Source organism: Mariniflexile ostreae, from assembly GCF_042427585.1.
GTDB classification, from domain to species: Bacteria; Bacteroidota; Bacteroidia; order Flavobacteriales; family Flavobacteriaceae; genus Pseudalgibacter; species Pseudalgibacter ostreae.
Map to the genome: position 1 here is coordinate 1 of NZ_JBHMFC010000035.1, position 23,013 is coordinate 23,013.

18 protein-coding genes, 1 tRNA gene and 1 riboswitch are annotated in these 23,013 nt (G+C 36.0%); of the genes, 8 read left to right on the forward strand and 11 right to left on the reverse strand.

Annotation, left to right across the window (positions count from 1 at the left end; all coding sequences use genetic code 11):
* Positions 1-186 precede the first annotated feature (186 nt).
* The 9 genes from ACFFU9_RS09225 to ilvD all read right to left on the reverse strand — a co-directional run bounded on the left by ACFFU9_RS09225 (position 187) and on the right by ilvD (position 11,827).
* Entirely contained in the window at positions 187-885 is a 699-nt protein-coding gene (locus tag ACFFU9_RS09225) for a PP2C family protein-serine/threonine phosphatase (protein ID WP_194510007.1), read from the reverse strand.
* Entirely contained in the window at positions 886-2,193 is a 1,308-nt protein-coding gene (locus ACFFU9_RS09230) for a serine/threonine protein kinase (RefSeq protein WP_194510008.1), read from the reverse strand. It lies immediately after the preceding gene.
* A gap of 363 nt (positions 2,194-2,556) precedes the next feature.
* Entirely contained in the window at positions 2,557-3,078 is a 522-nt protein-coding gene (gene azu, locus ACFFU9_RS09235) for an azurin (protein ID WP_379861136.1), read from the reverse strand.
* A 61-nt stretch (positions 3,079-3,139) separates the two neighbouring features.
* Positions 3,140-4,732, reverse strand: a complete 1,593-nt coding sequence (locus tag ACFFU9_RS09240) for an NADP-dependent glyceraldehyde-3-phosphate dehydrogenase (protein ID WP_379861137.1) — start codon at positions 4,730-4,732, stop codon at positions 3,140-3,142.
* Between the two features lie 148 nt (positions 4,733-4,880).
* Complete coding sequence (gene ilvA, locus ACFFU9_RS09245) at positions 4,881-6,146, reverse strand: threonine ammonia-lyase IlvA (protein WP_379861138.1); 1,266 nt, start codon at positions 6,144-6,146, stop codon at positions 4,881-4,883.
* Positions 6,147-6,158: 12 nt separating this feature from the next.
* Entirely contained in the window at positions 6,159-7,634 is a 1,476-nt protein-coding gene (ilvC, locus tag ACFFU9_RS09250; RefSeq protein ID WP_379861139.1) for a ketol-acid reductoisomerase, read from the reverse strand.
* A gap of 16 nt (positions 7,635-7,650) precedes the next feature.
* Positions 7,651-8,184 carry an acetolactate synthase small subunit gene (gene ilvN / locus ACFFU9_RS09255; protein WP_379861140.1) on the reverse strand — a complete coding sequence of 178 codons (534 nt, stop codon included), beginning with the start codon at positions 8,182-8,184 and terminating at the stop codon, positions 7,651-7,653.
* 164 nt (positions 8,185-8,348) lie between these two features.
* The gene (ilvB, locus tag ACFFU9_RS09260) at positions 8,349-10,085 is read right to left on the reverse strand and encodes a biosynthetic-type acetolactate synthase large subunit (protein ID WP_379861141.1); all 1,737 of its coding nucleotides are present in this window, start codon (positions 10,083-10,085) and stop codon (positions 8,349-8,351) included.
* Between the two features lie 56 nt (positions 10,086-10,141).
* The gene (ilvD, locus tag ACFFU9_RS09265) at positions 10,142-11,827 is read right to left on the reverse strand and encodes a dihydroxy-acid dehydratase (protein ID WP_379861142.1); all 1,686 of its coding nucleotides are present in this window, start codon (positions 11,825-11,827) and stop codon (positions 10,142-10,144) included.
* Between the two features lie 619 nt (positions 11,828-12,446).
* Here ilvD and metK point away from each other — a divergent pair.
* The 7 genes from metK (at position 12,447) to ACFFU9_RS09300 (ending at position 20,152) form a co-directional block, all read left to right on the forward strand.
* Positions 12,447-13,700, forward strand: a complete 1,254-nt coding sequence (gene metK, locus ACFFU9_RS09270) for a methionine adenosyltransferase (RefSeq protein ID WP_379861143.1) — start codon at positions 12,447-12,449, stop codon at positions 13,698-13,700.
* 253 nt (positions 13,701-13,953) lie between these two features.
* On the forward strand, positions 13,954-14,532 hold the full coding sequence (locus ACFFU9_RS09275; RefSeq protein ID WP_379861144.1) for a TetR/AcrR family transcriptional regulator: 579 nt from the start codon (positions 13,954-13,956) through the stop codon (positions 14,530-14,532).
* 14 nt (positions 14,533-14,546) lie between these two features.
* Entirely contained in the window at positions 14,547-15,548 is a 1,002-nt protein-coding gene (locus ACFFU9_RS09280; protein WP_379861145.1) for an NADP-dependent oxidoreductase, read from the forward strand.
* A 21-nt stretch (positions 15,549-15,569) separates the two neighbouring features.
* Positions 15,570-16,730 (forward strand): iron-containing alcohol dehydrogenase, encoded by a 1,161-nt coding sequence (locus tag ACFFU9_RS09285; protein WP_379861146.1) that lies wholly within the window; start codon positions 15,570-15,572, stop codon positions 16,728-16,730.
* A 203-nt stretch (positions 16,731-16,933) separates the two neighbouring features.
* Positions 16,934-17,134: riboswitch (cobalamin riboswitch) on the forward strand.
* A 133-nt stretch (positions 17,135-17,267) separates the two neighbouring features.
* A complete protein-coding gene (nrdG, locus tag ACFFU9_RS09290; protein WP_379861147.1) occupies positions 17,268-17,720 on the forward strand; it encodes an anaerobic ribonucleoside-triphosphate reductase activating protein in 453 nt (150 codons plus the stop codon).
* Positions 17,721-17,723: 3 nt separating this feature from the next.
* Entirely contained in the window at positions 17,724-19,547 is a 1,824-nt protein-coding gene (gene nrdD / locus ACFFU9_RS09295) for an anaerobic ribonucleoside-triphosphate reductase (RefSeq protein ID WP_379861148.1), read from the forward strand.
* Between the two features lie 38 nt (positions 19,548-19,585).
* Positions 19,586-20,152 (forward strand): PAS domain-containing protein, encoded by a 567-nt coding sequence (locus ACFFU9_RS09300; protein WP_379861149.1) that lies wholly within the window; start codon positions 19,586-19,588, stop codon positions 20,150-20,152.
* A 224-nt stretch (positions 20,153-20,376) separates the two neighbouring features.
* Here ACFFU9_RS09300 and ACFFU9_RS09305 read toward each other — a convergent pair whose 3' ends face one another.
* The gene (locus ACFFU9_RS09305; protein WP_379861150.1) at positions 20,377-21,072 is read right to left on the reverse strand and encodes a hypothetical protein; all 696 of its coding nucleotides are present in this window, start codon (positions 21,070-21,072) and stop codon (positions 20,377-20,379) included.
* Between the two features lie 58 nt (positions 21,073-21,130).
* On the opposite strand from ACFFU9_RS09305, the gene ACFFU9_RS09310 reads away from it, so the two are divergent.
* Positions 21,131-22,618 carry a hypothetical protein gene (locus ACFFU9_RS09310; protein ID WP_379861152.1) on the forward strand — a complete coding sequence of 496 codons (1,488 nt, stop codon included), beginning with the start codon at positions 21,131-21,133 and terminating at the stop codon, positions 22,616-22,618.
* Between the two features lie 225 nt (positions 22,619-22,843).
* Here ACFFU9_RS09310 and ACFFU9_RS09315 read toward each other — a convergent pair.
* Positions 22,844-22,925, reverse strand: a tRNA-Tyr gene (locus ACFFU9_RS09315).
* Between the last annotated feature and the right edge of the window lie 88 nt (positions 22,926-23,013).

The window sequence follows — 23,013 nt, forward strand, 5'->3', positions numbered from 1 at the left end:
CAAAAATGTTAGAAAAGGAGTAAATGCTATATATTTTGACCACATCAATCACAGCCTAGCCACCAAAGAACCTTCCCTAAATACATCGTTTTACCCATAGTACGACAAATCAACCGGATTCGTCAACACAGAATTCATTTTTGGCCTATCGGCAAAACGAATTCTTAGTTATTAGGTGCAGTTAAATTATAATTCGATTAAAATAAATGATGTATTGTCTTTCAGTATTCTATTTTCAATTTCGATAGTAAGTCCTCTATAAACTTTATCAATTGATTTGTATTTATTAGAAATTCTTAAAATAATTTCATCGGTAATACTCTCATGAAATCCATCTGTGCTAATTATAATTCGATCATTTGATTTAGAATCAATGTTGAATTCCATAAAATCAAAATATTTTTTACTACCTAATACATTTTCAAGAATGTTTTTCCTATTATAATTCTCACTTTCCTTTTTATTTATCTTATTTTCTCTTAATAAGCGTCCAGCTTCGTTGTGAGAAACTGTAAGCTCACTTATTCTTTCATTTCTTATTAATATTACTCTGCTGTCACCAATATGAATTCCTTTTATTTTTTTTTGATTTGCATACAAGCCAGAAAAAGTTGTTCCAATGAAATCAACATTTAATTCTTTTGTGGCTAAATGTTCAATACCTGAATTAGTGTTAATTAAGAGGTTTTTAAAACTTAATTTTTTATCCGCCTCTATATTTTTTTTGAATTCATTTATAACATACTTACTTGCTATATCTCCATGAGGTAAACCACCTACGCCATCAGCTATGAAAGCAAACACTGAATTAAAATGAATCCCAGCATATAATGAATCTTCATTCTTACTTCTTGGTCCAATGTTGGTGTATTGAAAATATTTCATTTATTTAGAGCAAACTTTTTTATAAATTTCTTGAAAGTCTGAATTGAAATTTTTTGATTTTTCATCAATAGAATATAAAAGATGCTTAAAAGCACTGCAAAATTTACTTCCATCAACAATTATCTCCATCTCAATTCTTTTCAGTAAAGTAGAATCAATATCATTCTTTAAGTAACTCGCTGCAGCTCTTTGAACATACCATCTATTATGTTTAGTTCCCATGTAAAGCAATGCGAAAATACCTTCGGATAAAATATCGACAGTACCAATTTCCATAAATTCAGTAACTCTATTTTTTAATGTGTCACAAAAGTCCCAAGGAAAATTACCATTTCGTACAAAGTTAAAATATGATTTTGCTATGTAAGTAGATAAATGAGGATATTTTAAAATTTCTTTTATATGATTCAGTTTTATAGAAGACATGATTATGTCTTTTTCATCCTCAACTACACCGGAACTTAAAAAGTCTGATAGTTTTGATACATCATTTTCATCAAAATCTGTAGATGGTTTATTGAGAGTCTCAAGAACTATTTCTGCTACTTCAGTTTTAGCATCTTCTATTGTAGAGGTGATAGAGTTTAACGCTTCTCTAAAACTTGCTACAGAAGAAAATCTTCTCGATGGATCCATTCTTGTAGCACTTTGTAAAAGATTGCCAAATTTTGACGAGTCTGATATTTCATTACATGGAATTCTTTGAGAGTTACCAACAAAATCGTGTAAAATACATCCTAATGAAAAAATATCTGATTGTATACTAGCAAACTTTAAATCTTGAGTTATTTCAGGTGCGGTATACAAATCGGATGTTTTAGACATTCCTGTTTTAGTCAGAGTTGTAATTCCAGTTTTGTTCAGGGAAATAAGTCCAAAATCACTAATTGCATACCCATACGAAAACCTTAATACATTTCCAGGCTTCAAATCTCTATGATACATTCCTAATTTGTGCATTTCCTCAAGTCCTGCCATTATATCATAAATACACTTTAAATAATTAGAACTGTCTAAAGTGCCATCATTCATGTCTTTCAACATAGAACTTTCTGCCAATTCCATTGTAAAAAAAGGTGGCTCTTCATTTTGATAAATCGAATAAATTTCAACGATGTTAGGATGTCCAATTTGTTGTTGGTAAATGGCTTCTTTGATAAATCTTTTTTTAGCAATTTCTGTAATGCTAACCATTGAAGGATGTAAGTCAAAAGTTTTTAAAGCCATTTCTGCTCCATTTTCATCTTTGACATGATAAACATTACCAAATCCTCCTTGTCCTAGTTTCTCTATTTTGTCGTATTTCATGAGTTTTTTCCTAATTGCACCTAACACTTGTATAGACGCAACCAATTGCGTCTATACCTCGATTGCGTCTATTTTTAATATCTATACCAAACTTATTCATTTAAATGAACTATTCCTACGCTTTATTATAATAATATTCATATCCCTTTTTTGACTTTTAAAGCAAAAACTAAAACAGATCAATTAAAAATCTACAAAAAAAAAGTCCAATTTCTAAATTGAAGCTATTCAATCTGAAAAATAATTTACAGACGCCTCATCTGCAAAAGAGTTCAAACAAAAAAGATCATAAACCACGTTTTAAAAAACGCTATTTATGATCTTTTATAGTGCAATAAAACATTGCACGTTTTTATTAGAAGTTTATTCTACAATAAACTTCCCTTTCATCATGGCATAGTGTCCTGGGAAACTACACAAGAAGTCGTATGTGCCGGCTGCAGGGGCGTCAAACTCTATTACAGTAGTTTCACCACCGCCAATAGTTTTAGTGTGCGCAATAACATCTGTACTGCCTTCAGGAATATAATCATTGGATGATGCCACAGCAGCTTTACCAGCAAACGCAGCTAAATCCACATCTTTTTTAAGCAACACGAAGTTATGCCCCATAACTTGTTTGTTTAATTTTCCGGTGTGCCTTAACGTTAGCTTTACTTTCTGTCCTGCTTTTACCTTAATTTCGCTCTTATCGAACTTCATAACGTCATCGCCCGCTATTACAATATTAGCTTCGTTAGAATCTGCTTCCGACGTAGGCGCAGGCGCTGCAGTTTCTTTCTTATCATAAGAAAATCCTTCTTTCTTTTTCTCTTCTTTTCCGCCACAATTCATTAAAGTGAACGCAGAAAAAGCACATAATACAAAATACTTAAGTGTTTTCATTTTTTTTTAATTAAATTATTTATTCGTTGCTAATTTACTAAATAGTTAGCAGAATATTGACTTACAGAATATAATCTGTACTTATAAAATTAGATGTTTTTTTCTCTAACAGTTCACTTAATATCGCATTGTTATACGGATTGTCTTTTGAAGCAACAAAGGTTCTTATGGAGAAAGAACGCAGGGCATCATGTACACTCAATGTACTGAATGCAGAATCTTTTCTTCCGGTAAATGGATAGACGTCTGGCCCTCTTTGGCATGAGCTATTCAAGTTTACACGGCATACTAAATTTACTAAAGTGTCGATTAAAGGCGACAAGGTGTGCACGTTTTTTCCAAACAAACTCACTTGCTGCCCGTAATTGGATTCTGCCATATCATCCAAAGGCTCTTCAATATCAGAGAAAGGGACTATAGGTACCACGGGGCCAAATTGTTCTTCTTCAAAAACACGCATGCTTTTATTAACAGGATACAAAACCGCAGGATAAATATAGTTTTCGGTGGTTTCACCTCCTTTTTTATTGATAATTTTCGCTCCTTTCTTTACTGCATCGTCTATCAACTCTTGAATAAACCCTGGTTTTTCAACCTCAGGAAGCGGGGTTAATGAAACGCCACTTTCCCATGGGTTTCCAAATTTAAGCTGATCTACTTTATGTGCAAAGCGTCGATTAAATTCTTCCACTACAGATTCATGTACATACAATACTTTAAGCGCAGTACAACGCTGTCCGTTAAAAGATAAGGTGCCAGCAATACACTCATCTACCGCTAAATCTAAATTAGCATCTGGTAATACAATAGCCGGGTTTTTAGCTTCTAAGCCCAACACCAAACGCAGTCTATTGCCTTTTGGGTGCTGTGCCTGTAATGCATTTGCTGCTGTACTATTTCCTATTAATGCCAATATTGTGATTTTTCCAGATTTCATAATCGGACTTGCTAAAACTCGGCCACGACCATAAATAATGTTCACCACGCCTTTTGGAAAACTGTTTTGAAAGGCTTCCAATAAAGGAGAAATTAACAGTACGCCTAATTTTGCAGGTTTAAAAATAACCGTATTCCCCATAATCAATGCAGGAATAAGCAAGGTAAAGGTTTCGTTTAATGGGTAATTATATGGCCCTAGACATAATACCGCACCAAGTGGTCCTCTTCTAATGTGTGCGTAAACGCCTGAGTTCTTTTCAAATTTAGCCGAATCGCGGTCAATTTGTTTATAATCTTCAATGGTATCGTAAATATACTCTACGGTTCTGTCAAACTCTTTTTCAGAATCTGGAAGGTTTTTTCCAATTTCCCACATGAGCAGTTTCACCACCTCATCTCGCTTGGTTTTCATTTGCTCGACAAACTTTTCCATACAAGCAATGCGATCTTCCACTTTCATGGTTGGCCATAAGCCTTGCCCTTTATCATAAGCCGTTAGCGACGAGTTTAGCGCTTCCATAGCCTCTGTTTCGGTAAGTTGAGGAATGGTGCCCAAAAGGGTGGGTTTATATGTTTCAGTAGAAGAAATAGTGGAATACACTTTGGCGGTTTCGCCTTTCCACTCCTTTAATTCACCATCTACCAAGTAGGTGGTTTGATGTAAAAGTGTTTTTATTTTATACGGTTCTGGAATATCTATAAAGGGATTTTTCATGAGCATCAATTTTTATTTTAATAACTATTTTTACCAAAGTAACAAAAATAACTAAGAACTTAAACTGAAAGCTGTAATAAAGATTTAAGATTTGCACGAAAACGATTTCGATACAAACATGATAAAACCACACATATCGGTACTTAAATTATATTAAAAATTGCAGTAAGTCGGGCTTATTGTTAATATAATCGTCATAAAAATTATGCTGTTTCATTCTAGCAATCAAAGGCGCCAAATCTTTGGGGTCTTTTAATTCTATTCCTACAACTGCAGACCCATTTTCACGATTGGTATTTTTGGTATATCGAAAATGGATTATATCATCATTTTCACCTAAAATATCGACCACAAATTGTTTAAGCGCTCCAGCTCTTTGCGGAAATATTACAATAAAATAATGCTTTAAATTGGCATATAATAAGGCCCGTTCCTTTATTTCGGCTGCTCGGGTAAAATCGTTATTACTCCCGCTAACCACGCATACAACATTTTTGCCTTTTATAGTATCGGCATAAAAATCTAATGCAGCAATGCTTAACGCCCCAGCAGGCTCTACCACAATAGCATCTTTATTATAAAGCTCCAGAATGGTTTGGCATACTTTGCCTTCGGGCACAGTAATCATATCATGCAATAAGGCTTTACAAATAGGGAACGTTAGGTCGCCTACACGTTTTACCGCTGCGCCATCTACAAACTTTTCAATATGCTTCAGTTCGGTGTTCTTATTGTTTTTGATAGAAACCGACATGGAAGGTGCGCCTTCTGGCTCTACACCTATAATTTTGGTATGGGGAGATAACGCTTTAAACACGGCGCACAAGCCCGCGCACAAACCGCCACCGCCTACGGGTGCAAACACATAATCGATAGGGGCTTTCGCTTGATGTAGCATTTCAAGGCCTACAGTGGCCTGTCCTTCAATAACCTTTTCATCATTAAAAGGGTGAATAAAGGTTTTGTGTAAAACCTCGCATTCTTTGTGTGCTTCATGATAAGCATCATCAAAGGTATCACCAGCAAGTTTTACCTCAACATACTCTTCACCAAACATTTTTACCTGCTCTACTTTTTGTTTAGGCGTAGGAGCGGGCATATAAATCGTGCCTTTAATTTTTAATAACTTACAGGATAATGCCACACCTTGGGCATGGTTTCCTGCACTGGCACAAACGACGCCGTTTTCGGCCTGTATGCCAGTTAAAGAACTTAATTTATTATAAGCGCCCCTAATTTTATAAGAACGTACTTGCTGCAAGTCTTCACGCTTAAAAAAAATATTCGCTTCTAAGTTTTTAGAATACCTGAGGCTAGGGCTTAAAGGCGTAACTGCCGATACTTTTTTAATGGTATCGGCAGCTACTTTAATAGTATCAAGACTAGGAAAATATATGGTTTTTCCTTTATTCATATGATATTAGTTTTAAACTATTGGCTTCATGGCCGTCATAGACGATCTTAAAAAGCGTCCTACTTTTTCAACAGGGTGGTTTCTTAAAGCCGCGTTAACTTCAATTAACTTAGCGTTATCTACACCTTTACCGTTGTCTTTCGCATAGGCTTTTCCAATAACATCGGTATCGATTTTCTTCATGAAATCGGCCAATAATGGCTTACATGCATGATCGAATAAGTAACATCCGTATTCTGCAGTATCAGAAATAACACTGTTCATTTCGTATAGCTTACGTCTTGCAATCGTATTTGCAATAAGTGGCGTTTCGTGTAAAGACTCATAGTACGCAGATGCATCTATAATTCCAGAATCGGTCATGGCCTCAAAAGCAAGTTCTACACCCGCTCTAACCATAGCCACCATTAATACGCCATTATCATAAAACTCCTGTTCAGTGATTTCAACATTTCCTGCAGGTGTTTTTTCAAAAGCTGTTTCTGCAGTTTCTGCTCGCCATCCCAATAAGTTTTTATCATCGTTAGCCCAGTCTTCCATCATTCCTTTAGAAAACTCACCTTCAATAATATCATCCATATGTTTTTGGAACAATGGGCGCATGATGTCTTTTAGTTCTTCAGACAATTCAAAAGCCTTGATTTTTGCTGGGTTTGAAAGTCTATCCATCATATGGGTAATGCCGCCGTACTTAAGTCCTTCGGTAATGGTTTCCCATCCGTATTGGATTAATTTAGAAGCATATCCTTTATCGATACCTTTTTCAATCATTTTATCAAAGCATAAAATAGAACCTGTTTGCAACAAACCACACAGGATCGTTTGCTCGCCCATTAAGTCCGATTTAACCTCTGCAATAAAAGAAGATGCTAAAACACCAGCTCTATCGCCACCAGTTGCAGCAGCATAAGCTTTTGCTTGTGCCCAACCTTTTCCTTCTGGATCATTTTCTTCGTGCACCGCTATTAATGTTGGCACACCAAAACCTCTTTTATATTCCTCTCTTACTTCTGTACCAGGACATTTAGGCGCTACCATAATAACAGTAAGATCTTCACGTACTTCTGTACCTTCTTCTACAATATTAAATCCGTGAGAGTACGATAATGTCGCTCCTTTTTTCATTAAAGGCATAATAGCCTTTACCACACTTGTATGTTGCTTATCTGGTGTTAAATTAAGTACCAGATCTGCAGTAGGAATCAATTCTTCATAGGTTCCTACTTTAAAACCATTCTCTGTTGCATTTACATAAGACGCACGTTTTTCTTTAATGGCCGCGTCGCGTAATGTATAAGAAATATCTAAGCCAGAATCCCTCATATTCAATCCTTGATTCAGTCCTTGAGCACCGCATCCTACGATAACGATTTTTTTACCTTTTAAAGCACTTACGCCATCTGCAAATTCTGAGGCGTCCATAAATCTACACTTCGACAATTGATCTAACTTGTCTCTCAACGACAGCGTGTTAAAATAATTTCCCATTTTTAATTTTTAATTATTATTGGTTATTAAATGCTGAAAGCATTTCTGTTACTTTCATTTCATCTTTTGTTACCGCGATACGGCCAGAACGCACAAATTGCATGATACCATACACGTTTAGCTCACTTCTTAACGCTTCAATTTCATGGCGCCTACCCGATTTTTCCAATACAAAAAACTCTTTGTTTACGGTAACGATTCTTGTATTACTTTCTTTAATGATGTTTTGAATTTGAGGCTCATCAAACAATAAATTAGACTTGATCTTGAACATGCAAGACTCGGTATAAATGGTTTGATCGTCTGTATGATAGTAAGCTTTCATCACTTCTACCTGCTTTTCAAATTGACCAACAATTTTTTTCGCTTGGGTTTCCGTGATATTAACCACAATTACAAACCGATTAACACCATCTATTTCAGATTGTGAAGTGGTCAAGCTTTCGATATTGATATGTCGTCTTTGAAAAATTGCTGAAATACGATTTAGCAAACCGATATTATTTTCGGTATAAATGGAAATCGTAAAGGTTTCTATGTCTTCGTTCATTTTTAAAAAGGATAAAAGAAAAAAAGAGAAGAGAAAATAAAGTAAAGATATATAAAATATTGATGCATTAAAATCTCACGCTATTTTCTTTGGTCTTGATTCTTGGTTCTTTGTATTATTTTCTTTTTTCTTTAATGTAAATACTTATAATCTCCAACGTGTTTTTAGCATAAACGAATATCCGAAACAGAAGCCCCAGAAGGCACCATTGGAAATACGTTGTCTTCTTTTTCTACACACACTTCAAGGAAATAGGCTTCTTTAGATTCCATCATTTCTTTTACAGCGTCTGCAAGTTCTTCACGTTTGGTCACTTTTCGTGCTCTAATATAATAGCCTTCTGCTATGGCTATAAAATTAGGGTTTGTCATTTCTGTCGACGCATAGCGCTTATCAAAAAACAACTGTTGCCACTGGCGCACCATTCCTAAAAACTCATTGTTTAACACTACAATCTTTAAGGCTATCTTTTGTTGAAAAACAGTTCCTAATTCTTGGATATTCATTTGAAAACCACCATCACCGATTACGGCCACCACATCCCGTTCTGGAGCCGCCATTTTAGCCCCTATAGCTGCTGGCAAGGCAAAGCCCATCGTTCCTAAACCACCAGAAGTAATATTACTTTTAGTTGTTGTAAACTCTGCATATCGGCAAGCGATCATTTGGTGCTGCCCTACATCGGAAACAATGGCTGCATCTCCTTTACTTTGAATGTTTATTTGTCGTATAACTTCTCCCATCGTTAAGCCTTCTTTAACCGGGGTGATATCGTCTTTTATAACATTATCATATTCAACAACGTATAAATCTTTAAACTCTTGATGCCAATCGGTATGCGTATTCGTATTCAACAAAGGCAATAAGCCTGCTAAACTTTCTTTAGCATTGCCCAAAACAGGAACATCTGCTATCACGTTTTTATTTATTTCTGCAGGATCGATATCAAAATGAATTACTTTAGCCTGCTTGGCGTAGGTATTTAAATCTCCTGTAACACGATCGTCAAAACGCATGCCAATAGCAATAAACACATCGCACTCGTTGGTTAATTTATTGGGTGCATAATTTCCGTGCATTCCTACCATTCCAACATTTAACGGATGTGCTGTTGGCAATGCAGAAGCGCCTAAAATGGTCCATGCTGCAGGAATTCCCGCTTTTTCAACCACGGCTTTCAACTCTGCCTCTGCTCGGCCTAAAATAACGCCTTGTCCCCAAACAATTAATGGCTTTTTAGCTTTATTGATTAGATCGGCGGCCGCTTCGAGCGCCCCAGGATTTGTTTTAGGTACCGGGATATAACTTCTTACGCCCGTACATTTTTTATATTCAAAATCTAATTCTCCAAATTGTGCATCTTTAGTAATGTCGACCAATACTGGCCCCGGACGCCCACTTTTAGCGATATAAAACGCTTTCGCAATGGCCTCGGGAATTTGAGACGACTTGGTTACTTGAACATTCCATTTGGTAACAGGAGTGGTAATGCCTACGATATCGGTTTCCTGAAACGCATCGCTACCCAATAAGTGCGACAAGACTTGCCCTGTAATGCATACTATAGGGGTTGAGTCTATTTGTGCATCGGCGATTCCCGTTACTAAATTGGTAGCCCCTGGGCCTGAAGTAGCCAGTGCCACACCCACTTTTCCAGAAATACGGGCATAGCCTTGTGCTGCATGTGCGGCACCTTGCTCATGACGTGTAAGCACATGATGGATTCTATCCTGATACTTAAACAATTCATCGTACACTGGCATAATAGCGCCTCCCGGATATCCATAAAGAATATCAACGCCTTCGGCTATTAAACATCTTATAATGGCTTCGCTTCCAGTAATGCGTTCTGTTTTATTTGCCATTTCTTTGGTTTTAGTTATGGTTTGCGTGTTATTCATAATCCTCAATTGTATTAATGAGATTCCTTCCTGATAATAATCAGGATCTTCAGGAACTAAAATTCGTCTGTTACGCATCCTTCGGATGCTGATGAAACCGACCTAGCATATTTATAAAGGACACCACGATTAAATTTCAATGCAGGTGCTATCCAGTTTTTTCTTCTTTTATCTAACTCTTCGTCTGAAATTTCAATATTAATAGTATTGTTTACTGCATCTATAGCAATAATATCACCACTTTCTACTAAAGCAATATTTCCACCAACTTGTGCTTCTGGCGCGACGTGACCAACCACAAAACCATGTGATCCCCCTGAAAAACGACCATCTGTAATCAAAGCGACTTCTTTACCTAATCCAGCTCCCATGATAGAAGAGGTTGGTTTTAGCATTTCTGGCATTCCAGGAGCGCCTTTAGGCCCTTCATAACGGATAATAACCACATCTCCTTTTTTTACTTTACCGCTTTTAATACCTTCATTTACAGCTGTTTCGCTATCAAATACATTTGCAGGCCCTCTAAACGATAAACCTTCTTTTCCTGTAATTTTAGCAACAGCACCTTCGGTAGCTAAGTTTCCAAAAAGAATACGGATATGTCCAGTTTCTTTTACAGGGTTATCCAATGTTTTTATAATATCTTGACCTTCCAATAGATTAGGAACATCTTTTAAGTTCTCTGCAAGGGTTTTTCCGGTAACCGTTAAACAATCTCCATGAAGCATACCCTGCTCCAACATATATTTTAAAACACCAGGAATACCGCCCACCTCATGCAAATCTTCCATAGAGTATTTACCGCTTGGTTTAAGGTCTGCCAACAAAGGTGTATTGTCGCTTATTTCTTTAAAATCCTTTAATGTGAATTTTACTTGTGCTGCTTTGGCAATCGCTAAGAAATGCAATACAGCATTCGTAGAACCACCAAGAACCGTTACCAGTCTAAAGGCATTCTCTAAAGATTTTTTACTAACAATATCTGAAGGTTTAATGTCTCTTTCCAACAATAAGCGCAAAGCCTCGCCTGCTTTAACAGACTCCTCTTCTTTTAACTGATTATTACTCACTGCCGGATTGGACGAGTTAAACGGTAAAGACATACCCAAAGCTTCAATGGCAGAAGCCATAGTATTTGCCGTATACATGCCACCACAAGCGCCAGCGCCTGGGCATGCTTTATGAACCACTTCGTTAAATTCTTCATCATCAATAGTACCTGCAACTTTTTGCCCGTAAGCTTCAAAAGCCGAGATAATATCCAACTTCTTACCGTTATGGCAACCAGATGCTATGGTTCCGCCATAAACCAAAATAGACGGCCTGTCCAAACGTAACATAGCCATTAACGCCCCTGGCATATTTTTATCGCAACCTACCACCGTAATTAAACCGTCGTAACTCATGGCCTGAACCACGGTTTCCATAGAGTCTGCAATTATATCTCTAGATGGTAATGAATAACGCATTCCAGGAGTACCATTTGAAATACCATCACTCACACCAATAGTATTATATATCAATCCGACCAAATCGGCGTTTTCAGTCCCTTTTTTAACATGCTTTGCCAAATCATTTAGGTGCATGTTACAAGGATTTCCTTCATACCCTGTACTAGCTATGCCTATAAAGGGTTTTTTTAAATCTTCATCTGTTAAACCAATCGCATGCAACATGGCTTGAGCGGCAGGTAAGGATGGGTCTTGCGTAACCGTTTTACTGTATTTGTTAAGTTTATTCATAATTATTAAAGATAATTATAGACTATTTATTATAATGGGTTATTATTTCGAATGATTTGTACTTTCTTTTGAAAAATATCCAAAGTCCGCACGAAATTAAATCTTTACTCCTTTTACTGATGTTCTAAATATGTTTTATGGTTAAATCCATCACCTCATAAAGTAAACCAAATCACTGATTATCAAGTAATTATATAGTGTTTTTTATGACGTCCAATATTTGATTTTTTTTTAATAAAAAAGCCTTCCATTCTCGGAAAGCTTTAAATCTATTTTTTACCTTTTAAAAAGCGCTCCTTACTGTTTCAAAAAAGGCCACAACGACTTCAATAAAAATGCCATTTAATATAGGTATGCTCATATTCAAAACACAAAGGTTTAAAATTAAAACCTAACTACCAATTTAAAACTAAAAAAAATGAAAATCAATTTGCGTTTCACTTAATTTTTTTACTTTTGCAGTAATATATAACAGAGGAAAGATTTGACTGATTGCAACCTCTTTATTTTGGACTTTTATAAAATAGATTTAAAAAAGTCCAGAATAAAATAAAAATGCTAAAGGCAGTGCAAACTCCCTGAGACGTTATCGTCAAATCTTCCTATTAAATAAAATGACATGGCTTATTTATTTACTTCAGAAAGTGTTTCAGAAGGACACCCTGATAAAGTAGCAGACCAGATTAGTGATGCTTTAATTGATAATTTTTTAGCTTTCGATAAAGACTCGAAAGTAGCATGTGAAACCCTCGTAACAACAGGGCAAGTCGTATTGGCTGGCGAAGTAAAGTCCAATACCTATCTGGATGTTCAAAAAATCGCTAGAGATACCATTAATAAAATTGGATATACCAAAGGTGAATATATGTTTGATGGCAACTCTTGTGGTGTGCTATCTGCCATCCACGAGCAGTCGGACGATATTAGCAGAGGTGTGGATAGAGCGAGCAAAGAGCAGCAAGGCGCGGGCGACCAAGGCATGATGTTTGGGTATGCCACTCGCGAAACCGAAAACTTTATGCCCTTAGCTTTAGACTTATCGCATCGTTTGTTAATAGAGTTGACCGCTTTACGTAAAGAAAACAAGGACATAACCTATTTGCGTCCAGACTCTAAAAGTCAGGTTACTATAGAATATAGCGACGATAATGTACCGCAACGTATTGAAGCCATTGTGGTTTCCACACAACATGACGATTTTGATGACGATGAAGTGATGTTAGCTAAAATACGAAAAGATATTGTGGAGCTGCTTATACCCCGCGTAGTTGCAAAATTGCCAGAAAGCATAAAAAAGTTGTTTAATGACGATATAAAATACCACATTAACCCAACAGGTAAGTTTGTAATTGGTGGGCCTCATGGCGACACAGGACTAACAGGACGAAAAATAATCGTGGACACCTATGGTGGAAAAGGGGCCCATGGTGGTGGAGCTTTTTCTGGAAAAGATCCGAGTAAAGTGGATAGAAGTGCTGCTTATGCTACAAGACATATTGCCAAAAACCTGGTAGCCGCTGGTGTTGCAGATGAAATTCTGGTTCAGGTAAGCTATGCCATTGGTGTGGTGGAGCCTATGGGCATTTTTGTAAATTCTTATGGCACCTGTCCCTTTAACATGACTGATGGTGAAATAGCCGAAAAAGTTAAGGAACTCTTCGATATGCGCCCATTTGCTATAGAAGAACGCTTAAAACTACGTGCCCCCATATATAGCGAAACAGCTGCATACGGACACATGGGGCGTAAAAACGAAACCGTTACCAAAACCTACACACAACCTAATGGGAACTCGGTAACTCTTGATGTAGAGTTGTTTACTTGGGAAAAATTAGATTATGTAGACAAAATAAAAAACGCCTTTGGATTATAGTCTATATCTTTTTTACTAGTATTTAAAAAAGGCTACCGAAACGGTAGCTTTTTTTTTAGAGTTTTTTATATCTACAAATGGTTGTTACTGGCAATGATTTTCCCTGAACGAGATTCGCAGCTCTTGCATTTTACTCTTGCTCCGTAAAGCCTCCCTATACAAGTCCATGCATTTCGCTTTATTATAAACTTTTCTTAAATATAATGAATGAACGTTCATTTTTCATATCTTTGTATCATAAACAAATAATAACATGAGTACTGTTCCGAAAAATAAAATAAAGCGAGACGCCCTTGTAGCTGCTACTATAAACCTTGTAAACAATAATGGATTTCATGCCACACCAATGGCTAAAATTGCAAAGTTGGCAGAAGTTTCGCCAGGAACCATCTACCTCTATTTTCAAAATAAGCAAGACCTCATTAATCAGGTTTATATTGAAGTTAAAACAGCTTTTAGTGCCTTTGCTTTTAAAGATTATGAGACTCGATTTTCAGTAGAAGAAGGTTTCGAGAATATCTGGAAGAATATTGCCGAATTCAAATTAAAAAAAGTGGAAGCGGCTTTATTCTTATCGCAATGCGACAATACGCCCATGATAGATGAATCGAGCAGACAAGAGGGATTAAAACATTTACACCCTCTTTTAGACCTTTGGGAACGCGGTAAAAAAGAAAACATCATTAAACCCGTATCCCCTTATATGCTTTATGCGTTTAGTATCTATCCTATTGCATTTTTAATGAACATGCAAGAACGCGGACTCTACACATTAACGCCGGAACATATTGATGAAGCCTATAAAATGGCATGGAACAGTATAAAAATTTAAATTCAAAAAAAATTATGAACACAACAAAAACAATTCATTTAAAAAGTAGACCAGAAGGAAAACCGGAATTAAAAGATTTCGATTTCACCACATCGCAACTACCCACACTACAAGAAGGAGAGCTTTTATTACAAACCAAATATGTATCCGTAGATCCTTACTTAAGAGGAAGAATGAGCGATGCGCCATCTTATGTACCCCCTTTTGAAATAAACAAACCTATTTCATCAGGTGTTGTTGCCGAAGTTTTAGCGTCTAAAAGCACAAAATTTAGCAAAGGCGACTATGCCACAGGTTTATTAGACTGGAAAGAAACCCAAGTTGCAAAAGCAGATGGCCTTATAAAGGTAGATCCAAACCAAGCACCACTTTCTGCCTATCTCGGTATATTGGGCATGACAGGACTTACCGCCTATCTGGGATTAACAGAAATAGGCAAACCTAAAAAAGGGGAAACACTATTAGTATCGGGAGCCGCAGGAGCAGTAGGCAGCGTTGTAGGACAAATTGGTAAAATTCTGGGCTTACGTGTTGTGGGGATTGCAGGAACCGACGAAAAGGTGAACATGCTAACCTCTAAACTCGGATTTGATGCAGCCCTAAACTACAATACTACTAAAAACATGGCCGAGGCCATTGCCAAGGCTTGTCCCGATGGTGTTGACATCTATTTTGACAATGTTGGAGGCGCTATTTCAGATGCAGCACTTTTCAATATCAATAAATTCTCAAGAACCATTAATTGCGGTGCTATTTCTGTATACAACAACTCGGAACTCCCAAAAAGCATTAGCGTACAGCCTTTCTTAGTAAAGAAAAGCGCTTCTATGCAAGGGTTTATAGTTTCTGATTTTGCAGACAAGCACCCTGAAGGCATTAAGCAATTAACAGAGTGGTTACAACAAGATAAGTTACAGTACACCAAAACTATTGTGGAAGGTTTTGACTATATCCCTCAAGCTTTTTTAGATCTTTTTGATGGAAAGAATACAGGTAAAATGATAGTAAAACTATAATAATAAAAAAATAAAACATATATGAATACTTTCGAATTTAAAAATCCTACTAAAATAATATTTGGAAAAGACCAAATAGACCAAATAAAAAATGAAATCCCTCATGATGCCAAAGTGCTTCTGTTGTATGGTGGTGGAAGCATTAAGAAAAACGGTATTTATGAGCAGGTCACTAAGGCATTAAAAACTCATAACGTTATTGAGTTTGCTGGTATCCCAGCAAATCCAGAATATGCCATCTTAATGGAAGCCTTAAAAGTAATTAAAGAAGAACAAGTCACCTATTTATTAGCTGTTGGCGGAGGCTCTGTAATAGATGGTACAAAGTTTCTTTCTGCAGCAGCTTTGTACGATGGTGATGAGCCTTGGGACATCCTTTCCAAAAATATTCGAACACTAGAAGGCATGCCTTTTGGAACCGTATTAACGTTGCCGGCTACAGGATCCGAAATGAATTCGGGAGCAGTAATTACCCGAGCAGATACTAAAGAAAAGTTAGCCATGGGAGGCCCAGGTTTGTTTCCTGTCTTCTCGGTATTAGACCCTCAAGTTATCCAGTCGATTCCACACCATCAGTTGGTTAACGGAATTACCGATGCCTTTACACATGTTCTCGAACAGTACCTCACCTATCCTACGGGCGCTTATCTTCAAGATCGTTTTTCAGAAAGCATTCTTCAAACCTTAATAGAGGTAGCGCCGCAAGTATTAAAAGACCCGGCAGATTACAATGCGGCCTCCAACTTTATGTGGTCTTGCACCATGGCCTTAAACGGTTTAATTCAAAAAGGGGTACCATCAGACTGGGCCGTCCATGCTATGGGGCATGAACTTACGGCGCTTTATGGTATCGACCATGCACGTACCTTGGCGGTTATAGCCCCAAGCCATTATAACTATAATTTTGAAGCTAAAAAAGAAAAATTAGCGCAATATGGCGAACGGGTTTGGAACATTACTACAGGCTCTACGGAAGACAAAGCACATGCTGCTATTGAAAAAACAGAAGCATTCTTTAATGAAATGGGCATTGATACTAAATTATCTCAGTACACTAAAGATTATGAAGGTACAGCCGAAATTATCTCTAAGAGATTTAAAGCACGGGGCTGGGAAGGTCTTGGAGAACACCAAAACCTTAAACCTGAAGATGTTGAAAAAATCGTAAAAATGGCGTATTAAAACAATTATGACCATATTGATCTTTTGACGGAGTGGCATTGACAGCTATCCATAATAGCTATTTTGACCTAGAGTTTAATATCAATGGCCTCTGTAAAGCGATATCCCTTTCAAAAAGACTGTCTACATAGACGGTCTTTCTTTGTTCATAAGTATTTAATTAAAACATATACCCCGCTAAATTACGCACAAATATCTTCTTTAAATTTGAGGTGAAATTTGGTTCTATTATGCTTTAGCGCATTTTGGATTAAAAGGGAATCAGGTGAAAGACCTGAACTGTTCCCGCAGCTGTAAGCTCTTGTAATGGTTTTACATTCTTTTGTCACTGTTCGCATTAAATACGGATGGGAAGACGTAAAACTAGAGTAAGTCAGAAGACCTACCATTTTTCAATAACATGTCAAACTTTCGGGAAAAAAGTTACTGGCAAGAACTATTCCTGTTTTGAATATTCTTAGCTTTTTGACAATTTACGAACCTGTCTAAAAAACATTTGATCTGGGTCTTTTGTTTTATGGACTAATACCTAAGGAAATGTATTTTCATAACATGCAAATCGTGTTGCAGGAAGTACCTGGACACATCAGCATATGCTTTAGTATTTCTGGTTGTACCATGCATTGTGAAGGCTGCCACTCTCCTTTTTTGTGGAAACAAAAGAACGGACAAAAACTCACGCTTGACATCTTTACCAGCATCTTAAACCAATACAAAGGGTTTTCAGATTGTGCTTTGTTTATGGGTGGGGAATGGCACCCTGAAGAACTGATAACCTATCTAAAACTAGCCAAAAAAAAAGGATACAAAACCTGCCTTTATTCTGGGGAAGACCATATTGACCCCAACATATTAGCTCAGCTCGATTGGGTTAAAACCGGTAAATGGATTGCCAAGCGTGGGGGCTTAGATGCCCTAACGACCAATCAGAAATTTATAGAAGTAAAATCAAACACAATATTAAACCATTTATTCATAAAAAATCCTTAAGCCATGCTAAGACTAACACAAGAACAGGTAAACAAAAAAATCGACTTTATCAGCAATTACATCAATGCCAAAAATGCCGCCGATGGCTCTAAAATGGATGCTAATGCCAATGTGTCTTCAAAAAACATTGCCACTATGGAGGCAGAGCTTAATAAAGACATCAACATTCAAGTAAACAGGCAGTTGGTTAAAAACAAAATAGCGCAAATGTTTGGCAACGCCTTAGCCAATGAATATGTAAGACAAATAGAAGCTCATGAAATTTACATTCATGATGAAACTTCATTAAAACCTTATTGCACCTCTATTAGCATGTATCCGTTTTTATTTGATGGCCTAACAAAGCTAGGGGGCGAAAGCAAAGCACCACAACATCTAGAAAGTTTTTGTGGGGAGTTTGTAAACCTCGTTTTTGCAGTGAGCTCTCAATTTGCTGGAGCTTTGGCCACAGTGGAATTCTTACTTTACTTTGATTTTTTTGCTCGAAAAGACTATGGTGACGATTATCTTAACACCCATAACAAAACGATAGAGAACCACCTACAACATGTGGTGTACGCCATTAACCAACCTGCTGCTGCGCGAGGATATCAATCGGTTTTTTGGAACATTTCTTTATATGATGAAGCATATTTTGACAGTTTGTTTGGTTCGTTTGTTTTTCCTGATATGAGTAAACCAAAAATAAACAGCTTAAATAAGTTACAACATTTTTTCATGACATGGTTTAATGCAGAACGTGAAAAAGCTGTGCTCACATTCCCCGTAGTAACAGCAGCCATGCTGGTTAAAGACGGCAAACCCGTAGATATTAAATTTGCAGATATGTGTGCTACCGAATTAAGTGAGGGTAACTCCTTTTTTATCTACCAATCTGAAAGCGCCGATAGTTTAGCTTCATGTTGTAGATTGAGAAATGAAATTAGCGATAACACGTTTAGCTATTCACTCGGCGCAGGAGGGGTTTCCACTGGCTCTATTAATGTTATTACATTAAACATGAACCGTTTGATACAAAAGGGGCATGATTTAAAAACAGAAATAAATAAGATCCAAAAGTACCAAGTCGTTTACAGAAAGTTAATTGAAGAATACAAAGATGCAGGCATGCTGCCCGTTTACGATGCCGGTTTTATTGCTTTAGACAAACAGTTTTTAACTATTGGAATAAATGGCATGGTTGAGGCTGCCGAGAGTTTGGGTATAAAAGTTGGAAACAACGCAACGTACAAGGCATTTGTTTCCAGCAACCTAAAGATCATTTTCGAAGCCAACAAAGAGGCTAAAAAAGAATTTGGTTATTTATTCAATACAGAGTTTGTTCCTGCCGAAAATTTAGGTGTTAAAAACGCCAAATGGGATAGAGAAGATGGCTTATTTGTGCCACGTGATTGCTATAACTCTTATTTCTACCCTGTTGAAGATACCTCTATTAATACCTTAGATAAGATTGTTCTGCATGGCGACGAAATTATCAAATATTTAGATGGTGGTTCGGCACTTCATTTAAACTTAGAAGAAGCCCCAAATAAAGAAGGTTTTTTAAAATTAATGAACGCTACGGCTCGGGCCGGTTGTAATTATTTTTGTTTTAACATCAAAATCACTATCTGTAACGCATGTGAAAATATTGATAAAAAAACACTTCAAAAATGCAGTAAATGCGACTCTAAAAATGTGGATTATGGCACCAGAGTGATTGGTTATTTAAAACGTGTTTCCAACTTTAGTTCTGCTAGACAACAGGAACACGACTTAAGGTTCTATCATGTTCAGGAGCCAACGGGTTTAAAAACAAAAAACATTAAAGAACACCTATTAAATTAAAAATAGCTAATACATGCTCCCTAAATCTTAAAGAAACCATGAAAAAAAACCTTTCCAATATGATGTGTTTGGATCTTTATCTTTCTTCTTTAAATACAGAAGAATACAAAGCTATTAAACATGACATAATACACGAAGACACCAAAATAATGCCCTTATTATGTTGGGATGTTTTTAGCCAAAATTACTTTAAAACCCTAAAACAATTAAAAAGAAAACAAGATATTGTTAAAGTAAAGGCACTTGCTAAAAAATTGAATTGGAGCAATAATATGGATACCATTTTTGAAGATAAAGCTTTTGAAGCTATCATTATCACAGATTTAAACCAGTCAATTCTCTGGACAAACGATGGCTTTACAGAAATGACAGGATATTCTAAAAGCTATGCACTGCATAAAAAACCCAACTTTTTACAAGGAGAAAAATCATCGGCTGATGCTAAACAAAAAATCAGGAATGGGCTAAAAGACATAAAACCTTTTACGGCTATTATCACAAATTACAAAAAAAACAAAACGTCTTATCAATGCGAAGTAACTATTTTTCCTTTGTTCAACACAAAAACAACACACTTTATAGCTTTAGAGAGGCAAGTGGTGTAGTGGTATAAAGGATTTCTCTTATTGAAAAAAATATTTTCAGAATAAAACTATATTACACCAATTACTATCAGGTTAATCTAGATTTTGAAATACTTTTCTTTTTTGTGTAAAAAACAGTAAACATAAAGCAAGCGTTATATTAAGCTTGCTTTATGTTTTATCATTGTTAAATGTTGTAACTTAAAAAATTTAACACACTTAATAGTGTTGCTTAGCACTAGCACTCAATTTCCTAATCCAAATCTTAAATGGAATTGGAAATAAATAGCCATTTTTTTGTCTTTAATATTTTCAAAATTTATAAACAAATCAGAACTTCTAACATAAAAATCCCTTTCTATATTGGCCACACCAAGACCTAACACCACTTCATAAAGGCCATTATGTATTGGAAACATTTGACTGCCTATTTGCAAGGCTAGCCCCTCTTTGGTTTTAGTATCAAACACCTCTTTTCCCATCTTGACGGTTAAATCATCGTAGCTTCTCGTAGTGGTTTTTGTAAATACCTGCACCCCTACAAACCATCCTTCCAAAGCATTTGTAAGTCTTGAAGGATAATACTTTACAGCCATTCGGAATGCGTTATCAGTTTCAGGAGATTTATCCAAGTCTTCATTATCCAACTGATTAAAAAAATTGTCATTAGAAAAATAAGCATAAGTAATGGCTGCGGAACCTTCTAAACTCAATTTTTTAGCTATTCGATACTCAAAAATCAAGGGGAATTCTTGAGAAATAACAGATGTTAAATCTGATTTAATAGCCCATCGATATGCGTTATCTAAATAGTCTTTATCAGACTGATTGGCGTTATAGACTTGTATTTTAGTCTTCCCAAGATTAGTTTCATCGGGCACTTGCGCTAGACATAATACGCTAAAAAGCAGACAAACAAAAAGTAAAGTAGGTTTTTTCAAAATATTTAAATTTCAAGTGCGAAAATAAGTTATTTTTGCGCACAAAAACCTACAAAACATGAACTATTTAAACTTAATGCTGATATGTATTTGTTCTAGCGCATTTTCCCAAAATGTAAGCTTGAACTGGTCTGATAAAATAAAAACAAATGGGCATGAAGCAATTGCAGGAGCTTATAATGAAACGTATTATACTCGAAACATTACAAAAGATAAAAATCTAGTATTCAAAATTTTTGATGGCCAAGCCCATTTTAAAAAAGAAGCGAACGCTAATTTCGGTCTTGGAAAAATGGAATATAAATACTTAGGAAACCATTTTTTAGAAAAAAAAATAATTCACTTTTTAGCCGAAACCCAACGGAAAAAAAATAAAATTTATATTTATGCAGCACAAACCGATGTAAATTTTGAGTCTGTAGAAGAAACTTTGGTCCTGAATGAACTAAATTATAAAAATTTATCACGCGACGGTATTTCATTCACTCCAGACTCCAGTAAGGTAGTTGTTTGGGCTGAATTATATGGGAAGAATAAAAATCATGCCAATACAATTCGCTATAAAGTTTTTGATGCGCAGCTCCACAACATTTTGGAAGACAAAACGGTTGTTTTAACTAAAGCCTCTAAAAACATGCATGTAAAAAGCTGCTTACTAGACAACTACTTAAACCTTTATGTGATTTCTGAAATCACCAAACCTAAAAAAGAACAAAAAAAGACAGAAGCTAATACCTATGGAAATGTCACTGTGTTTGCAAATAATGGAGAAGTTAAAGAGATTGCTTATGCATTTAAAAGCAAAACCGTAAATGCATTCTTCTCCCTAACAAAGGACAATAACTTTTTGTCAACTGGTTTTTTATCTCCCATAATAAAAGGCTTTTTAAAGAGCAAAAAAGGAGAACTGGTTTCAGATGAATTGTTTATGATGAAATACGATTGCAAAACATTATTAGAAACGGAAAACAAAGTTATTAGTGTTAATGATCTATATCCTGAGAACGTTATTAAGGAATCAGAATACGTTCCTTATAAGGTTCAAAACGTGTTTGAACTTAAAGACGGCACCATTTCCATTGTAGCAGAACAATATAAATCTGTTTACCATTCTGGACATCGAGGGGCTGGGTATTTCGTTTATTTTCATTGCGATATAGCCGTTATCCATCTGGATAAAAATCTTGAAGTAAAGTCATTGGTGAAAATGCCCAAATATCAAAAGGATGCTAGAAACCCTTCTTTGATGAGCACGAGCTTTAAAGATAAAATCTACATCATCTACGAAGATAAAACTAAAAACGAGCATATTAATTCCGATAAGGAGATAAAAAAAAGTACAGCAGGTTTTCTAACAAGAGATTCTGATAAATCCCTATTTTTAATAACAGTGAACAATAAGGGCGAAATGAAAAAAAACATCTTATTTTCTTATGACCAAAGCAACATTCGGCCAGATTTTAGTAAAAGTGCCGTTATTAAAGATGGTGAAATTATGCTTAACGCTACAGATTATTTGGGAATCTTAAGGATAAATTCAATATAAATATTATACATGATAAAAGCACCTTATCTTGATTTTTAATGTTAATTTTTATATGAAAGCAAAAAAGCAAGCTAAATAAAACTTGCTTTTTTTATGGTATATAGTGTTGTATTAAGTGCCTCTTTCGCATATTCCTAACATGAAAAGAAACGCAGTAATTAGTGTTTATATATTTCATTTTCTTATAAAAAAAAAGTCTGCAAGAGCAGACTTTTCAAGTTAAAGTGGGGAGAGCAGGATTCGAACCTGCGAAGACGTAGTCAGCAGATTTACAGTCTGCCCTCGTTGGCCGCTTGAGTATCTCCCCAAAACCGATCGCAAATATATTATAGTTTACCAATTATACAAAAATAAAAACAAGTTATTTTAAAATTGATTTTACAACTTAGAGCCTA

What these genes read in the sequence shown, in the direction of transcription:
- ACFFU9_RS09225 (WP_194510007.1), bottom strand. Translation starts at nt 885, where the DNA reads ATGAAATATTTTCAATACACCAACATTGGACCAAGAAGTAAGAATGAA.
- ACFFU9_RS09230 (WP_194510008.1), bottom strand. Translation starts at nt 2,193, where the DNA reads ATGAAATACGACAAAATAGAGAAACTAGGACAAGGAGGATTTGGTAAT.
- azu (WP_379861136.1), bottom strand. Translation starts at nt 3,078, where the DNA reads ATGAAAACACTTAAGTATTTTGTATTATGTGCTTTTTCTGCGTTCACT.
- ACFFU9_RS09240 (WP_379861137.1), bottom strand. Translation starts at nt 4,732, where the DNA reads ATGAAAAATCCCTTTATAGATATTCCAGAACCGTATAAAATAAAAACA.
- ilvA (WP_379861138.1), bottom strand. Translation starts at nt 6,146, where the DNA reads ATGAATAAAGGAAAAACCATATATTTTCCTAGTCTTGATACTATTAAA.
- ilvC (WP_379861139.1), bottom strand. Translation starts at nt 7,634, where the DNA reads ATGGGAAATTATTTTAACACGCTGTCGTTGAGAGACAAGTTAGATCAA.
- ilvN (WP_379861140.1), bottom strand. Translation starts at nt 8,184, where the DNA reads ATGAACGAAGACATAGAAACCTTTACGATTTCCATTTATACCGAAAAT.
- ilvB (WP_379861141.1), bottom strand. Translation starts at nt 10,085, where the DNA reads ATGAATAACACGCAAACCATAACTAAAACCAAAGAAATGGCAAATAAA.
- ilvD (WP_379861142.1), bottom strand. Translation starts at nt 11,827, where the DNA reads ATGAATAAACTTAACAAATACAGTAAAACGGTTACGCAAGACCCATCC.
- metK (WP_379861143.1), top strand. Translation starts at nt 12,447, where the DNA reads ATGGCTTATTTATTTACTTCAGAAAGTGTTTCAGAAGGACACCCTGAT.
- ACFFU9_RS09275 (WP_379861144.1), top strand. Translation starts at nt 13,954, where the DNA reads ATGAGTACTGTTCCGAAAAATAAAATAAAGCGAGACGCCCTTGTAGCT.
- ACFFU9_RS09280 (WP_379861145.1), top strand. Translation starts at nt 14,547, where the DNA reads ATGAACACAACAAAAACAATTCATTTAAAAAGTAGACCAGAAGGAAAA.
- ACFFU9_RS09285 (WP_379861146.1), top strand. Translation starts at nt 15,570, where the DNA reads ATGAATACTTTCGAATTTAAAAATCCTACTAAAATAATATTTGGAAAA.
- nrdG (WP_379861147.1), top strand. Translation starts at nt 17,268, where the DNA reads ATGTATTTTCATAACATGCAAATCGTGTTGCAGGAAGTACCTGGACAC.
- nrdD (WP_379861148.1), top strand. Translation starts at nt 17,724, where the DNA reads ATGCTAAGACTAACACAAGAACAGGTAAACAAAAAAATCGACTTTATC.
- ACFFU9_RS09300 (WP_379861149.1), top strand. Translation starts at nt 19,586, where the DNA reads ATGAAAAAAAACCTTTCCAATATGATGTGTTTGGATCTTTATCTTTCT.
- ACFFU9_RS09310 (WP_379861152.1), top strand. Translation starts at nt 21,131, where the DNA reads ATGAACTATTTAAACTTAATGCTGATATGTATTTGTTCTAGCGCATTT.